The sequence below is a fragment of the Streptomyces sp. NPDC001890 genome (assembly GCF_042891445.1).
In the GTDB taxonomy this organism is placed as follows: Bacteria; Actinomycetota; Actinomycetes; order Streptomycetales; family Streptomycetaceae; genus Streptomyces.
On the sequence record NZ_JBIATE010000007.1, the window covers coordinates 129,926 to 144,490 of the forward strand.

A 14,565-nucleotide genomic window follows, 5' to 3' on the forward strand; every position below is an offset into this window, starting at 1 on the left:
TGCATCGGCGCGCGCGGGGCGGTCGCGGACGCACCGAGGGCCCGTACCCCCGGGGTACGGGCCCTCAGCGCGTGAGTGCAGTGCGTGGATGGTGTCGTTGGCCGACCGTTCGAACTCAGCCGACGGCGAGCTTGACCATGTCTGCCTGCGGCCCCTTCTGGCCCTGCGAGATCTCGAATTCAACTCGCTGACCCTCTTCGAGGGTGCGGTACCCGTCCATCTGGATCGCGCTGTAGTGGACGAAAACATCCGCACCACCGTCGACCGCGATGAAGCCGTACCCCTTCTCCGCGTTGAACCACTTGACGGTGCCCTGAGCCATGCCTAACTCCCCTATTACTGGCCCTTGCGCAGGACCGCACTTCGCGGACCCGGGTCAGAACTCACCCTCCGACAGGAGAGGGTGTGTGCGCCGGAACGCGTCGACCGCGGCTGAATGTATCTGCCCAACTGCCCTCTGCAACAGGTCAATCGGACGAGAATTCTCGGCCGCACCGAACGCCCGAATATGGGAAATTCATGAGATTCCTGGGCAAGTCGGGCCAGACAAAGGCGACTTATGCCGCAAGCACATCGCACACTTTGGCTGCATCTTGTCGCGACCGGGCGCATTCTCATATGCGGGCGGCACGGGCAGCTGGGGGGACTTCCCACACTCTACCGCGCTCAACCATGCAGAATTGCCCCCTCCGCGATTGAAGCGGAGGGGGCAATTCGATAACGCGGTGGGGTCGGACGGGGCGTCAGCAGCCGCCGGCCACGGCCGGGATGATCGAGATACCGGCGCCGTCCGGCGTGGCCGTCTCCAGACCGCCTTCGAAGCGCACGTCGTCGTCGTTGACGTACACGTTCACGAAGCGGCGCAGCTTGCCCTGGTCGTCCAGGACGCGGGCGGCGATGCCCGGGTGGTTCTGCTCCAGGGACTCGATGACCTGGGAGAGGGTCGAGCCCTCGGCCGGGACCTCGGCCTGGCCGCCCGTGTAGGTACGGAGGATGGTGGGGATGCGGACCTTGACGCTCATGATGGGTGCCCTTCCTGAAGTCTCGGGTGGTCAGCTGGTGGCGAGGCCGGCGGCTCGGAACGCGTCCAGGCTGGGACGGATCGTCGCGGTCGCCTGAGAGGTTTCGGCCACCGCGTCGAGGGTCTTGAGGCCGTCACCCGTGTTGAGTACGACGGTGGTCAGCGACGGGTCGATCAGACCGGCCTCGATGAGCTTCTTCGTCACGCCGACCGTCACACCGCCCGCCGTCTCCGCGAAGATGCCCTCGGTGCGCGCCAGCAGCTTGATCGCGTCGACGACCTGATCGTCGTTCACGTCCTCCACGGCACCGCCGGTGCGGCGGGCGATGTCCAGGACGTACGGGCCGTCGGCCGGGTTGCCGATGGCGAGGGACTTGGCGATCGTGTTCGGCTTCTGCGGCCGGACGACGTCGTGGCCGCCCTTGTACGCGACCGAGACCGGCGAGCAGCCCTCGGCCTGGGCGCCGAAGAGCTTGTACGGCTTGTCCTCGACCAGGCCGAGCTTGATCAGCTCCTGGAGACCCTTGTCGATCTTCGTGAACTGCGAGCCGGACGCGATCGGGATGACCAGCTGGTCCGGGAGCTGCCAGCCCAGCTGCTCGCAGATCTCGTACGCCAGGGTCTTGGAGCCCTCGCCGTAGTACGGACGCAGGTTGACGTTGACGAAGCCCCAGCCCTCGCCGAGCGGGTCGCCGATGAGCTCGGAGCAGAAGCGGTTGACGTCGTCGTAATTGCCCTCGATGCCGACCAGTTCACCGCCGTACACCGCGGCCATGACGACCTTGCCCTGCTCCAGGTCGTGCGGGATGAACACGCAGGAGCGGAAGCCGGCCCGGGCGGCGGCGGCGCCGACGGCACCGGCGAGGTTGCCCGTGGAGGAGCAGGAAAGGGTGGTGAAGCCGAAGGCGCGGGCGGCCTCGATGGCCTGGGCGACGACGCGGTCCTTGAAGGAGTGCGTGGGGTTGCCGGAGTCGTCCTTGACGAACAGCTTGCCCTGCTCGACGCCGAGCTCACGGGCGAGGTTGTCGGCCTGGACGAGCTTGGTCCAGCCGGGGTTCAGGTTCGGCTTCTCGGCGACATCGGCGGGGACCGGCAGCAGCGGCGCGTAGCGCCAGATGTTGGCCGGGCCGGCCTCGATGCGCTTCTTCAGCTCCTCGGGAGAGCCGCTCGGCAGGTCGTACGCGACTTCGAGCGGCCCGAAACAGGACGCGCAGGCGAAAATGGGGCCGAGTTCGAAACGCTCGCCGCACTCGCGGCAGGAAAGGCCCGAGGCGGGACCGAGGTCGACGGTGCGGGTGCCGGTGGATTCCGCGGCTTCGGCGTCGACGGAGGAATCGGTGCTTACTGCAACGGTCTGCGCAGCCATGGTGGCGAGGCCCTTTCTCCTCATCTTCCTCGCGGCGCGTTTCGCCACGAGACGGAATTGGCACCTTCCTCACCGGACCTCACGGTCGGTGGGGGGGTTGCCGGGACTTCAACGGGCCGTTCCCTCAGTCCCTCTGGATGAGCGCTGTGGCACCGGATCTTCGATCCGGGCATTTATCGGCGGACGGACCCCGGCATGCGATGGTCGTCCGCGTTGTTCAAGACTGTAACCGAAGCACCGGACTCTTGAGATAGTCGTCCGAACCGCGAGATGGATCACATACAGGGAGTATCGACCGTGCTGGAAGAGGTCGAATGCTGGCTGGCCAGGCGTTCCTGGTCGGCCGCCGACCGCCCGCTGGACAGCCTGCTGGCCGCCAGGGCCAGGGCCGGGGAATCAAGCCGCGGGAGCGTCAGTGTCGTACTGCCGGCGCTGAACGAGGAGGCGACGGTCGGCGAGATCGTCGCGACGATCCGGCGCGAGCTGATGGAGAAGGTCCGGCTGGTCGACGAGCTCGTGGTGATCGATTCCGGTTCCACCGACGCCACCGCGGAGGTGGCCCGGGAAGCCGGTGCCCGGGTGGTGCACCGCGACGCGATACTCCCCCGGATACCGGCCGTGCCCGGCAAGGGCGAGGTGCTGTGGCGGTCGCTCCTGGTGACCGGTGGCGACATCGTCTGCTTCATCGACGCCGACCTGAAGGATTTCTCGGCGGACTTCGTCTCCGGCATCGTCGGCCCGCTGCTGACCGACCCGGACGTGCAGTTCGTGAAGGCGATGTACGACCGCCCGTTCGGTGACACGGCGGGGCAGGGCGGCCGGGTGACCGAACTCGTGGCCCGCCCGCTGCTCAATCTGCACTGGCCGCAACTGGCCGGTTTCGTGCAGCCGCTGGGCGGTGAATACGCCGTACGCCGCTCGCTGCTCGAACGGCTGCCCTTCCCCGTCGGCTACGGCGTGGAACTGGGCCTGCTGGTCGACGCGCTGCACACGGTGGGGCTGGACGCGCTGGCCCAGGTCGACGTGGGGGTGCGCAAGCACCGGCACCAGGACGGGCAGGCGCTCGGCCGGATGGCCGCGGCGATCTACCGGACCGCGCAGCTGCGGCTCTCCCGCGGCCACCTGACCCGCCCGGCGCTCACCCAGTTCGAACGCGGCGAGAACGGCTTCGTGCCGCGCACCCATGCCGTGGACACCGAGGAGCGGCCCCCGATGTGCGAGATCGAGGAGTACGTTTCGCGCCGCGCGGCGTGATGTGGTCCGGTCACGTGGTCCGGCGTGCTCCGGCCACGCGGTCTGGCCACGTGGCCGGATGTGGTCTGACTTCGCACGTTTGGGCGGTTCGTGATCGGGCTAGATTCCGCAACATGGTCTCCGAGCACGATGCCCAGCCCGCTGCCCGGTCCGCTGCACGGTCCGGCGTCCGGTCCGATGCCCAGGTCCTCGTCGCGTCCAACCGCGGCCCGGTCTCGTACACCCTGGGCGCGGACGGATCGCTCGACGCGAAACGGGGCGGCGGCGGTCTCGTCTCCGGGCTGAGCGCCGTGGACGACAAGCTGTGGGTGTGCGCCGCGCTCGGTGACGGGGACCGGGAGGCGGTCCGGCGCGGGGTCGCCGAGCAGGGCGTACGGATGCTCGACATCGACGCGCGGGTGCACGCCGACGCGTACAACGGGATCGCGAACTCGGTGCTCTGGTTCGTCCACCACATGCTGTACCAGACGCCGCTGGAGCCGGTCTTCGACGCGGAGTTCCGGCGGCAGTGGGCGTCCTTCGAGACCTATAACCGGGCCTTCGCCGAGGCGCTCGCCGAGGAGGCGGGGCAGGGCGCGGCGGTGCTGGTGCAGGACTACCACCTGGCGCTGGTGCCGGGCATGCTCCGCGAGCTCCGCCCCGACCTGCGGATCGGCCACTTCTCGCACACCCCGTGGGCGCCCGTCGACTACTTCCGGCTGCTCCCCGACGACATCGCCGAGCAGTTGCTGCACGGCATCCTGGGCGCGGACCGGGCGGCGTTCCTGACACGGCGCTGGGCGGACGCGTTCATCGGCTGCTGCACCCAGATCCTGGGCGGCACCGGGCACACCAGGATCGGGGTGCACGGGCTCGGCGCGGACGGGGACTTCCTGCGCCGCCGGGCCCACGAGGCGGATGTGGACGAGCGGATGGCGGCACTGCGCGAGCAGACCGGCCCCGGCCGGAGGACGATCGTACGGGTGGACCGAACGGAACTGTCCAAGAACATCGTGCGCGGCCTGCTCGCGTACCGGGCGCTCCTGGACGAGCGGCCCGAGTGGCGCGAGCGCGTCGTCCATGTCGCCTTCGCCTACCCCTCGCGGCAGGACCTCGCGGTGTACCGGGACTACACGGCCGAGGTGCGGCGGGTCGCCGACGAGATCAACGCCGTGTACGGCACGGCGGGCTGGACGCCGGTGGTGCTGCACGTCAAGGACGACTTCGCCCGCTCGCTCGCCGCGTACCGGCTGGCCGACGTGGCGCTCGTCAACCCGATCCGTGACGGTATGAACCTGGTCGCCAAGGAGATCCCGGTCGTCTCCGACCACGGCTGCGCGCTGGTGCTGTCGCGGGAGGCGGGGGCGTACGAGGAGCTGGGCAGCGACGCGGTGGTGGTGAATCCGTACGACGTCTCCGCCACGGCGGCGGCGCTGCACGAGGCGCTGACGATGGCGGAGGACGAACGGGCCGCGCGCACGGAACGCCTGGCCGCGGCGGCGGTCGCGCTGCCGCCGCAGCAGTGGTTCCTGGACCAGCTGGACGCGTTGCGGCGGGGCTGAGAGCGGGGTTGACAGCGGGCCGGGTCCGGTCGGATCCGGCCCGCTGTCAGAGCCGCTGGGCCAGTGCCGTCAGGAAGGCGACGACGTCGCCCGGTCCGGCCAGCAGCAGATCGGCCCGCTCGGCCAGTTCGGGCACCTCCGCGCTGCCGCTGCACACCAGCAGACCGGGGATGCCGTCGGGGCCCTCGGCGCGGAGCTTCTCCACCGCCGAGTACGCGGCGAGGTCGCCGAGGTCGTCGCCCGCGTACAGCACCGACTCGGCGTCCGTCTCCCGTACGTACTGCGCGAGTGCCACGCCCTTGTCCATGCCCGGCGGGCGCAGCTCCAGGACCAGCCGGCCCGGCTCGACGATCAGTCCGTGCCGGGCGGCGAGTTCGCCGAGCGGGCGGACCAGCGCCTCGAACGCGGCCTGCGGGTCGGCGGCCCGGCGGGTGTGGACGGCGATCGCCCGGCCCTTCTCCTCTATCCAGGTGCCGTGCCATGAGCCGGACCGGTCGAGCACGCCGGGCAGTTCGGCGCGGACCGAGGCGATGCCGGGGTGCGGGGCGGGGGCGTGGACGGTGCCGGACACGGCGTCCCAGCGTTCGGCGCCGTAGTGGCCGAGGACGACGAGGTGATCGAGGCCCGGGACCCCGGCGAAGCCGCCGTGGCGGACCGCGACGCCGGCCGGGCGGCCGGTGATCACGGCGACGGAGGCCACTTTCGGGGCGAGCGCGGCGAGGGCCTCGACGGCGCCGGGGTGGGCGCGGGCCTGTTCCGGGTCCGGGACGATGTCGGCGAGGGTGCCGTCGAAATCGAGCGCGATGACGGCGCGGTCGGGACGCGCGAGGATCGCGGCGAGGGCCTCTTGGCCGGGGGTGGTGGTGGGGGTCGGGAGTGGGGGTGCGGGTGTTTGTGTGGGTGCGGGTTCGGGTGCGGGTGCTTCCGGGTTGCTGCCCATGGGGCGAGCCTATAGCGGCGGGCCCGGCGCCGGCCCTCCTGCGGCGTGACGGGTGAGACGTGGACGTCATCGGCGAGGCCGACTCCCCGGAGAAGGCCGTCACTGCCACGATGACCTCCGACTGCGGCGCGGGTGTACAGGGAGAGGCAATGGGTGAGGCGGTGCCGGACGCGACCCTGCTCATGGGCGTGCACGGAGTCCTCACCCGGCACCCCTGGCTCACACCGCCCGAGGGCGCTTCGGCGTCCGGCCCGCCCGAGGACGCGTCGGATTCCGGTTCCGACGTGGTCGAGGACGCGTCGGATTCCGGTTCCGACGTGGCCGAGGACGCCTCGGAAGCCGAAGACATCGACGTCTTCGGCCTGGCGGTGAACCGGGCCGAGGCCTACGGGTGGAGCAGCACCCTGCTGGGCGCCGGCATGGAGCTCGGCGGAAGCCGGTGGGGGCACAACGACGCGGGGGAGGACTGGACGCAGGACGGGCGCGTCCGGGAGATCGGCTGGCTCCAGGTGGACGTGTCCTCCTGCCTGAACCGGCAGCGACTGCCCGTGCTGCCGGTGGCGACGGTCCTCGGCGATGTGCTGCGGCAGGTGGGCGATGTCCGGGTCACCGGAGTGCACACCGTGACACCGGTGCATCTGGCGCCGGATCCCGCTGCGGCTCTGCTGTACGCCGCGCACTGGTACGAGCTGGCCGATCCGGGCGCGGCCAGGGACATCACCGTGACCGTGTCGGGCCGCGCTGCGGGGCTGCCGGGCCGGGGCGGGCGCGTTCGCGAAGAGGCGCTGGCGTGCGCCTACGGCCGGATGACCGTCGAGCCGGAGAGCACCGCCGTGAACCTCCCGGGGCTGTCCCGGTCGCCGACCGGGAAGGTGCAGACCGAGGGGATGCGCCGGGCCCTGGCCTTCCGCTGCCGGGTACCGGTGTGGTCCTTGGACGCGGCGGCCTGGACCACGGAGGTCTTCGTCGAGGCGCTCCGTGCCACCGGCACCGCGGAGCCCGTCCTGATCACCGTCTCCTGCTGAGCGGACGCCGGTGCCGGCGCCGCCCCGCCCTGTACTCCGGCCTCAGCGCCGTTCGCGTTTCGCGTCCCTCACCCGGCGCAGGCGGTTCACCGTGACCGGGTCCTCCTCCAGTGCGCGGCGGTCGTCCAGCAGGGCGTTCAGGAGTTGGTAGTAGCGGGTGGGCGAGATGCCCAGCTGTTCGCGGATCGCCCGCTCCTTCGCCCCGGGGCCGGACCACGACTGCCGTTCCACGGCGAGCACGGCACGGTCCCGGTCGGAGAGGCCGGCCGGGTCGTCGGGGCCATGCGTGGGGGCGGTCATATCAGCCAACATATCGCCCGTCCGGAGGGCCGCCACCCGCTACTCCGCGCGCTCCGCCGCCGCCGAGTCGCGCGCGATCTTCCTCAGCACGCCGGCGGGGCTGCCACCCGGCGCGACCGCCTTGCCGATGTTCTCCTTGATCGACTCGCTGGACCGGGCCCAGGACGTCTTGCCGAACGGGTAGAACTGCGAGTCCGGCAGGGCGGCCAGGAACTTCCACAGCGGCTTGAACCTGGCGTCGGTCTCCATGGCCGCGGAGGCGCTGTCGGTGACCGGCAGCAGGTCGTACTCGTCGGCGAAGTCGATGACGTTCTTGTCGCTGAACATGTAGTCGAAGAACTTGCCCAGCGGCACCCGGTGGCCGTTCTGCTTGAAGCCCATGATCCAGTCGGCCACGCCCAGCGAGCCCTTGCTCGGGCCGTCGATGCCGGGCAGCGGCACCATGCCGACGGAGACGCCCTTCCGCTCGGCCTCCCGCAACAGCGTGGGATGGCCGTTCAGCATCCCGACCTTGCCGTCGGTGAACGCGTCGAACGCCTTCTGGCGGTCGAGCTTCCCGGGGGCGACGGGGCCGACGAGGCCCTGATCGACCAGGTTCGATTTCAGCCAGTCGAACGTCCGGATGTTCTGGGCCGAGTCGATCGCGTACGAGCCGCTGTCGTCGGTGAAGCCGCCGCCCCCGCCGAGCAGCCACATCGCGGTCTCGGCCTGCGGCTCCTCCGGGCCGAGCGGCAACGCGTACGGGTAGGCCACCCCGCGCTGCTTGAGCACCGTCGCGTCGTCGCGCATGTCGGCCCAGGTCTTCGGGGCGTCGAGGCCCGCCTGCGCGAAGAGCTGCTTGTTGTAGAAGAGCAGCCGGGTGCTGGCGACGAACGGCAGCCCGTACTGGGTGCGGTCCACGCTGCCCGCCTCGGTGAGGGGCGGCAGGAAGTTGGCCTGGGTGCGGATGGAGAGCATCTGGTCGGCCCGGTAGAGCTTGTCGGCCTTGGCGTAGTCGGCGTACGCGCCGATCTGGGCGATGTCGGGGGCCTGCCCCTTCTTCACCATCGCGGCGACCTCGCGGTCGACCTTCTTCCACGAAAGGACGGTGACATCGACCTTGATGCCGGGGTGAGTGGCCTCGAAGCCCTTGACCAGCCTGTTCCAGTACTTCTCCGAGCTGTTGGCCGGACCGGTGCCGTAGTCGGCCGCGACAAGTCTGAGGGTGACGTCCCCCGAGTCGCCGCCGACGCTGCCGCAACCCGACAACGTCACTGTCATGCCCAGCGCGGTCACTGCCGCGATCAGTACCCGGTGGCGCAGCTGCACAGTCCGTCCTCGTCCATGGCGTCGTCCGTGCCGGCCACGCCGTCGTGGGGCGCTCCGGGCGAGGTGCGATCCTCCCCCAGGCCGTTGCCGATGGTCTACACCAAAGCGGTCTCGCTTTCGCAACGCACCCGGGGCGGCACCCGGTCGAACCGGGCCCGGGAACCGGGGACATGGCCGACGACCGGCCTGGAGGCGTCGGGTTCCCTTCCGGCCGGAGTGAAGACGGTGGCCGCCGCGGCGGTGGACGCGGAGTCGAAGGGGTACGACCCGGACCGGCCGCGCAACCTCTCGCGCAGCGTGATCCCTTCCTTCTGAAGCACGTCCGGAGCGGTCCGGGACGGGCCGGGTCCCGGACCGCTCGATCATGGATGCGATTTTGTATTGATCCGCAACAAACCGGGATAGTGGACTAGACCTTTTTCCTTCCTCGGGCGAAACTGTTTCCCGTGAAACACGTCATCGCCCTCGATGTGGGCGGCACCGGAATGAAGGCCGCACTGGTCGGGGCCGACGGCACCCTGCTGCACGAGGCGCGGCGGGCCACCGGCAGAGAGCGCGGCGCCGAAGCAGTCGTGGAGTCGATCCTCACCTTCGCCGCCGATCTGCGGGCGTACGGCGAGGAGCACCTCGGCGAGAGCGCGGTCGCGGCCGGTGTCGCCGTGCCCGGCATCGTCGACGCCGAGAACGGGATCGCGCTCTACGCCGCGAACCTGGGCTGGCGCGACGTGCCCATGCGGCAGCTGCTCGGCAAGCGGCTCGGCGGCGTCCCCGTCGCACTCGGCCACGACGTACGCACCGGCGGACTCGCCGAGGGCCGGATCGGCGCGGGCAAGGGCGCCGATCGCTTCCTCTTCGTACCGCTGGGCACCGGCATCGCCGGGGCCATCGGCATCGCGGGCACGATCGAGGCGGGCGCGCACGGGTACGCGGGCGAGATCGGGCACATCGTGGTCCGGCCGGACGGGCCGGACTGCAGCTGCGGACAGCGCGGCTGCCTGGAGACCCTGGCCTCCGCCTCCGCCGTCAGCCGTGCCTGGGCCGCCGCGTCCGGCGACCCCGAGGCGGACGCGGCGGACTGCGCGAAGGCCGTCGAGTCCGGCGACCCGGCGGCGCTGGAGGTCTGGCGGAACGCGGTGGACGCGCTCGCCGCCGGGCTGGTCACCGCGCTGACGCTGCTCGACCCGAGCACACTCATCATCGGTGGCGGTCTCGCCGAGGCCGGGGAAACCTTGTTCACACCACTCCGTGCGGCCGTCGAGGAACGCGTCACGTTCCAGAAGCTGCCCCACATCGTCCCGGCGGCCCTCGGGGACACCGCCGGATGCCTGGGCGCAGGGCTGCTCGCCTGGGATCTTCTCTCCACGGAGGTATCCGCCTGATGGCCACACGCGCAGACAGCACAGTTCTCGCAGGCGCCCGGGTGGTGCTTCCCACCGGGACGGTCGAGAACGGCCGGGTGATCGTCGAAGGCACCCGGATCGCGGGCAGCGCGGCCGAGGACGCCCGGACCCTCGACCTCAGCGGCCACTGGGTGGTCCCCGGCTTCGTCGACATGCACAACCACGGCGGTGGCGGCGCGTCCTTCACCTCCGGCACCGTCGACGAGGTCCTCACCGGCATCCGGACCCACCGCGAGCACGGCACCACCACGCTGGTCGCCTCCACGGTCACCGGCGAGATGGACTTCCTCGCCCATCGGGCCGGCGTCCTGTCCGAGCTGGTGGAGCAGGGCGACCTGGCCGGCATCCACTTCGAGGGACCGTTCATCTCGCCGTGCCGCAAGGGCGCGCACAGCGAGAAGCTGCTGCGCGACCCGGACCCGGCCGAGGTCCGCAAGCTGATGGACGCGGCACGCGGCACCGCGAAGATGTTCACGCTCGCCACCGAACTGCCGGGCGGCATCGACTCGGTGCGGCTGCTCGCCGAGCACGGCGTCATCGCCGCGATCGGGCACACCGACGCGACGTACGAGCAGACCGTCGAGGCGATCGACGCGGGCGCCACCGTCGCCACGCACCTCTTCAACGCGATGCCGCCGCTCGCCCACCGCGAGCCCGGCCCGATCGCGGCGCTGCTGGAGGACGAGCGGATCACCGTCGAGCTGATCGACGACGGCACCCATCTGCACCCCGCGGCCCTGCAACTGGCCTACCACCACGCGGGCGCCCACCGCGTCGCGCTGATCACCGACGCCATGGACGCGGCCGGCTTCGGCGACGGCCTCTACCAGCTCGGCCCGCTCGCGGTCGAGGTCAAGGCCGGTGTCGCGCGGCTGGTCGAGGGCGGATCGATCGCCGGCTCCACGCTCACCCTGGACACCGCCTTCCACCGGGCCGTGACCATCGACCGGATCCCGGTCGGCGATGTCGTGCAGTCCATCTCCGCCAACCCGGCCCGGCTGCTCGGTGTGTACGACCGGGTCGGCTCGCTGGAACCGGGCAAGGACGCGGACCTGGTGGTCCTGGACGCGGACTTCGGGCTCAAGGGTGTCATGCGCAGGGGCGAATGGATCAAGGAGCCTCAAATCGGCTGATCCGTCCCAATATTGACGGCGGGTCGAATAAGTAACGAAGAGACGGCGGTTGGTCCACAGCTCTGGGCCGACCGCCACCTCTTTGGCATGATCGCCTGGAAAACAGCTGGAGAAAGCGCATTCCGTCCCAGGTCTCGCGCTTCGGAGCAGGGATCGAGGGAGCGGCCGCGGTGATCCTCACGGTCACACTGAATACGGCACTCGACCTGACGTACGGCGTCCCGGAACTCGTCCCGCACGCCAGTCACCGCGTCGGCGAGATGTCCGAGCGACCCGGCGGCAAGGGGCTGAACGTGGCCCGGGTGCTCTCCGCGCTCGGCCACCGGACGGTGGTCACCGGCTTCGCCGGAGGCTCCACCGGGGCGGTGCTCCGCGAACTGCTGGCCGGCCTGCCCGCCACGGACACACCCGGGCCCGAAGCCGCCGGACCCGAAGCCGCCGGACGTGAAGCACCCGGACCTGGAGCCCCCACGCCGATCGCCCCCGCACCGATCACCGACGCTCTCGTCGCCGTCGCCGGGAACACCCGCCGCACCATCGCCGTCGTGGACCGGGCCACCGGCGACACCACCCAGCTCAACGAACCCGGCCCGCTCGTCACCGCCGACGAGTGGACCGCCCTCCTCGGCCGGTACGAGGAGCTCCTCGCCGGGGCCGACGCCGTCGCGCTCTGCGGCAGCCTGCCGCCCGGCATACACGTCGGCGCCTACGCCGAACTGGTCCGCGCGGCCCGCGCCGCCGGGGTCCCCGTGCTGCTGGACACCAGCGGCGAACCGCTGCGCCGCGGCATCGCCGCCCGCCCCGACCTGATCAAGCCGAACGCCGACGAGCTCGCCCAGCTCACCGGCTCCCGGGAACCGATGCGCGCCACCCGCGACGCCCGCCGCCGCGGCGCGCACGGGGTCATAGCCTCGCTGGGCCCGGACGGCATGCTGGCCGTCACCCCCGACGGAATCTGGCAGGCAACGCCGCCCGCCAGGGTCCAGGGCAATCCGACCGGCGCGGGCGACTCCGCGGTGGCCGGGCTGCTCTCCGGACTCGTCGAGGGGCTGAGCTGGCCGGACCGGCTGCGGCGGGCGGTGGCACTGTCGACGGCGACCGTGCTCTCCCCGACGGCCGGTGACTTCGACCGCGCGGCCTACGAGGAGCTGCTGCCGCGCGTCGCAGTCGAGGAACACACACCGGCGGCACGATAGGCCGCGCCCGTCCCGAACCGGCCCGATCGCTGGTTCGAAAGAAGTAGCAAGAGGTCAGCATGCCGCTCGTCAGCACCGGTGAACTCGTCTCCGCCGCCCAGGCCGAGGGACGCGGGATCGCCGCCTTCAACGTCATCACGCTGGAGCACGCGGAGGCCATCGCGGCCGGCGCGGAGCGCGCCGGCGCCCCCGCCATCCTCCAGATCTCCGAGAACGCCGTGAAGTTCCACGGCGGACGGCTCTCCGCGATCGCCGCCGCGGCCGCCGCCGTCGCCCGCACCTCCGGCGCCCCGCTCGCCCTCCACCTCGACCACGTCGAATCCGTGGAACTGCTGCACCAGGCGCACACGGAGGGCTTCGGCTCCGTCATGTTCGATGCCTCCAAGCTGCCGTACGAGGAGAACGTGCGGGCCACGGCCGCCGCGGTGGCCTGGGGCCACGAGCACGGCATCTGGATCGAGGCCGAGCTCGGCAAGGTCGGCGGCAAGGAGGGCGAGGCCCCGCTCGACGCCCACGCCCCCGGCGTCCGTACCGACCCGGCCGAGGCCGCCGCGTACGTCCGCGACACCGGGGTGGACGCCCTGGCCGTCGCGGTCGGCTCCTCGCACGCCATGACCGAGCGCACCGCCGCCCTGGACCACGAGCTGATCGGCCGGCTCCGCGACGCCGTCCCGGTCCCGCTGGTGCTGCACGGCTCCAGCGGCGTCCCGGACGAGGAGATCCGCCGGGCCGTCGCCGCCTCCGGCATGGTCAAGATCAACGTGGGCACGGCGCTGAACACCGCGTTCACCGGTGCGGTACGGGCGTACCTGGCCGAGAACACCACGGGCGTCGACCCGCGGAAGTACATCGCCCCGGGGCGCGAGGCGATGGCCGCGACGGTGGCCGGCTTCCTGGCCCTGATGGGCTGACCGACCCGGCGACACGGAACAAGAGAACGGTCCGGCCCCATCGCCTCGCTGGGCGATGGGGCCGGACCGTTCTCGTCACACACTCAGCCCTTCACGTGACCGGCCTTCAGCGACAGCTGGTCCAGATTGGCGTCGCACTGGTCGCCCTCGTTGCAGGAGATCATCAGGGTGTTCGCACCCTTGTTGAGATTGACGTAGGCGAACGTGTTCGTCCAGCCCTTCTCCAGATCGCCCTCGGGGGCCTTCGCGTAGTTCTTCATGTTGATGCCGCGCGGGGCCTCGGAGTTGACCGTGAGGGACGTCTTGGCGTCCTTGCCCGGCACTCCGTACGTCACGAACAGCGTGTACGGACCGGCCTCCGGCACCTCGACCGACCAGGTCGCGGACCTGCCGACCTCGTTGAGGTTGATGTACTGGCCGTTGGAGCTCTCGGCGCCCTTGACCGTGTTGTCCAGCTGGGCCGTACCACCGAGCTTCAGCGTCGCCGCGTCCTGCTCGGGCAGCTCGACCGGCGCCTCGGAGCTCGGCGACTGCTGGGGCTTCGGGGACTCCTCGACCTGTTTGCCGGGGCCCGCCGAGGACGTGGACTCGTCCTTCTTCTTGTCCTTGTCCGGGTCACCGGTGAGCAGCGCGGCGCCGATCCCGATGAGCACGACCAGGACCACCGCGACCGCGGCGATCAGCAGGCCCTTGGTGTTCGGCCCGCCGCTGCCGGAGGAACCGCCGGACCGGCCGCGGCCGCCCTGCTGCGGAACCTGCGCGGTGGCGGCACCGGGGTACGTCTCGGGGGCGGCGTACTGCGCGTTCGGCTGGTGGTACGCCTGCTGCTGCGGCACCTGCTGGCCGTACTGGCGCTCGCCGACGGTGCGCACCTGGTTGTACGAGGTCCGGGGCACACCCGGCTGCGGGGCTGCCGGTCCCGGGTAGCCGTAGCCGCCCTGCCGCGGCGGCTGGGCGCCCGCCGCCTGTCCGTCCTCGTACAGGTAGCCGAACGGATCGTCGTCCTCGGGCTTGTTTGCGCCGTTGTTGCCGGCCGTCATCCCTGGGTCACTCCTCACCATGTCGCCAGCCGTCGCCGGATATCGCCAGCCGTGGCCGACCGGCCGAGCCTACCCCGAACGGACGACACCGGGCATTGCCGTCGGCGGTACCCGAAGTGCGGCGGAGCGC

Annotated in this window: 15 protein-coding genes and 1 riboswitch; of the genes, 8 read left to right on the top strand and 7 right to left on the bottom strand. The window is 71.1% G+C overall.

Features of this window, described 5'->3' with window-relative positions:
* Positions 1–115: 115 nt before the first annotated feature.
* The 3 genes from ACFYY1_RS20085 to thrC form a co-directional block, all read right to left on the bottom strand.
* On the bottom strand, positions 116–322 hold the full coding sequence (locus ACFYY1_RS20085; RefSeq protein ID WP_003967346.1) for a cold-shock protein: 207 nt from the start codon (positions 320–322) through the stop codon (positions 116–118).
* 421 nt (positions 323–743) lie between these two features.
* On the bottom strand, positions 744–1,022 hold the full coding sequence (locus tag ACFYY1_RS20090; protein ID WP_072487929.1) for a MoaD/ThiS family protein: 279 nt from the start codon (positions 1,020–1,022) through the stop codon (positions 744–746).
* A gap of 30 nt (positions 1,023–1,052) precedes the next feature.
* Positions 1,053–2,387 (bottom strand): threonine synthase, encoded by a 1,335-nt coding sequence (gene thrC, locus ACFYY1_RS20095; protein ID WP_388587187.1) that lies wholly within the window; start codon positions 2,385–2,387, stop codon positions 1,053–1,055.
* Between the two features lie 17 nt (positions 2,388–2,404).
* A riboswitch (SAM riboswitch) is annotated at positions 2,405–2,531 on the bottom strand.
* A gap of 153 nt (positions 2,532–2,684) precedes the next feature.
* Here thrC and ACFYY1_RS20100 point away from each other — a divergent pair.
* Positions 2,685–3,641 (top strand): glucosyl-3-phosphoglycerate synthase, encoded by a 957-nt coding sequence (locus tag ACFYY1_RS20100; RefSeq protein WP_376634940.1) that lies wholly within the window; start codon positions 2,685–2,687, stop codon positions 3,639–3,641.
* 113 nt (positions 3,642–3,754) lie between these two features.
* Complete coding sequence (locus ACFYY1_RS20105; RefSeq protein WP_388587189.1) at positions 3,755–5,182, top strand: trehalose-6-phosphate synthase; 1,428 nt, start codon at positions 3,755–3,757, stop codon at positions 5,180–5,182.
* Positions 5,183–5,228: 46 nt separating this feature from the next.
* Here the strand turns inward: ACFYY1_RS20105 and otsB are convergent, their stop codons facing one another.
* Entirely contained in the window at positions 5,229–6,122 is an 894-nt protein-coding gene (gene otsB / locus ACFYY1_RS20110; protein WP_388587192.1) for a trehalose-phosphatase, read from the bottom strand.
* A 59-nt stretch (positions 6,123–6,181) separates the two neighbouring features.
* Between otsB and ACFYY1_RS20115 the strand changes: the two genes are divergently transcribed.
* A complete protein-coding gene (locus ACFYY1_RS20115) occupies positions 6,182–7,147 on the top strand; it encodes a hypothetical protein (RefSeq protein WP_388587193.1) in 966 nt (321 codons plus the stop codon).
* A gap of 42 nt (positions 7,148–7,189) precedes the next feature.
* Here the strand turns inward: ACFYY1_RS20115 and ACFYY1_RS20120 are convergent, their stop codons facing one another.
* The gene (locus tag ACFYY1_RS20120) at positions 7,190–7,447 is read right to left on the bottom strand and encodes a DUF3263 domain-containing protein (RefSeq protein ID WP_388587195.1); all 258 of its coding nucleotides are present in this window, start codon (positions 7,445–7,447) and stop codon (positions 7,190–7,192) included.
* 39 nt (positions 7,448–7,486) lie between these two features.
* Positions 7,487–8,707 carry an extracellular solute-binding protein gene (locus tag ACFYY1_RS20125; protein WP_388587565.1) on the bottom strand — a complete coding sequence of 407 codons (1,221 nt, stop codon included), beginning with the start codon at positions 8,705–8,707 and terminating at the stop codon, positions 7,487–7,489.
* 138 nt (positions 8,708–8,845) lie between these two features.
* Here ACFYY1_RS20125 and ACFYY1_RS20130 point away from each other — a divergent pair, with 138 nt between their 5' ends.
* The 5 genes from ACFYY1_RS20130 (at position 8,846) to ACFYY1_RS20150 (ending at position 13,395) form a co-directional block, all read left to right on the top strand.
* Positions 8,846–9,070, top strand: a complete 225-nt coding sequence (locus ACFYY1_RS20130) for a hypothetical protein (RefSeq protein WP_388587198.1) — start codon at positions 8,846–8,848, stop codon at positions 9,068–9,070.
* A gap of 131 nt (positions 9,071–9,201) precedes the next feature.
* Positions 9,202–10,134: an ROK family protein gene (locus ACFYY1_RS20135; protein WP_388587200.1), complete on the top strand. Its 933-nt coding sequence runs from the start codon at positions 9,202–9,204 to the stop codon at positions 10,132–10,134.
* Positions 10,134–11,288 carry an N-acetylglucosamine-6-phosphate deacetylase gene (gene nagA / locus ACFYY1_RS20140; protein ID WP_388587203.1) on the top strand — a complete coding sequence of 385 codons (1,155 nt, stop codon included), beginning with the start codon at positions 10,134–10,136 and terminating at the stop codon, positions 11,286–11,288. Before ACFYY1_RS20135 ends, nagA begins: the two co-directional genes overlap by 1 nt.
* Before the next feature lie 170 nt (positions 11,289–11,458).
* Positions 11,459–12,484 (top strand): 1-phosphofructokinase family hexose kinase, encoded by a 1,026-nt coding sequence (locus tag ACFYY1_RS20145; RefSeq protein ID WP_388587204.1) that lies wholly within the window; start codon positions 11,459–11,461, stop codon positions 12,482–12,484.
* 59 nt (positions 12,485–12,543) lie between these two features.
* Positions 12,544–13,395, top strand: a complete 852-nt coding sequence (locus ACFYY1_RS20150; protein ID WP_356083505.1) for a class II fructose-bisphosphate aldolase — start codon at positions 12,544–12,546, stop codon at positions 13,393–13,395.
* 83 nt (positions 13,396–13,478) lie between these two features.
* Here ACFYY1_RS20150 and ACFYY1_RS20155 read toward each other — a convergent pair whose 3' ends face one another.
* On the bottom strand, positions 13,479–14,435 hold the full coding sequence (locus tag ACFYY1_RS20155; RefSeq protein ID WP_388587208.1) for a carbohydrate-binding protein: 957 nt from the start codon (positions 14,433–14,435) through the stop codon (positions 13,479–13,481).
* Positions 14,436–14,565: the final 130 nt, after the last annotated feature.

Excerpts from the sequence above, each read along its gene's own strand:
- ACFYY1_RS20085 (WP_003967346.1), bottom strand. The coding sequence starts at position 322 with ATGGCTCAGGGCACCGTCAAGTGGTTCAACGCGGAGAAGGGGTACGGC.
- ACFYY1_RS20090 (WP_072487929.1), bottom strand. The coding sequence starts at position 1,022 with ATGAGCGTCAAGGTCCGCATCCCCACCATCCTCCGTACCTACACGGGC.
- thrC (WP_388587187.1), bottom strand. The coding sequence starts at position 2,387 with ATGGCTGCGCAGACCGTTGCAGTAAGCACCGATTCCTCCGTCGACGCC.
- ACFYY1_RS20105 (WP_388587189.1), top strand. The coding sequence starts at position 3,755 with ATGGTCTCCGAGCACGATGCCCAGCCCGCTGCCCGGTCCGCTGCACGG.
- otsB (WP_388587192.1), bottom strand. The coding sequence starts at position 6,122 with ATGGGCAGCAACCCGGAAGCACCCGCACCCGAACCCGCACCCACACAA.
- ACFYY1_RS20120 (WP_388587195.1), bottom strand. The coding sequence starts at position 7,447 with ATGACCGCCCCCACGCATGGCCCCGACGACCCGGCCGGCCTCTCCGAC.
- ACFYY1_RS20125 (WP_388587565.1), bottom strand. The coding sequence starts at position 8,707 with ATGACAGTGACGTTGTCGGGTTGCGGCAGCGTCGGCGGCGACTCGGGG.
- ACFYY1_RS20130 (WP_388587198.1), top strand. The coding sequence starts at position 8,846 with ATGGTCTACACCAAAGCGGTCTCGCTTTCGCAACGCACCCGGGGCGGC.
- nagA (WP_388587203.1), top strand. The coding sequence starts at position 10,134 with ATGGCCACACGCGCAGACAGCACAGTTCTCGCAGGCGCCCGGGTGGTG.
- ACFYY1_RS20150 (WP_356083505.1), top strand. The coding sequence starts at position 12,544 with ATGCCGCTCGTCAGCACCGGTGAACTCGTCTCCGCCGCCCAGGCCGAG.
- ACFYY1_RS20155 (WP_388587208.1), bottom strand. The coding sequence starts at position 14,435 with ATGACGGCCGGCAACAACGGCGCAAACAAGCCCGAGGACGACGATCCG.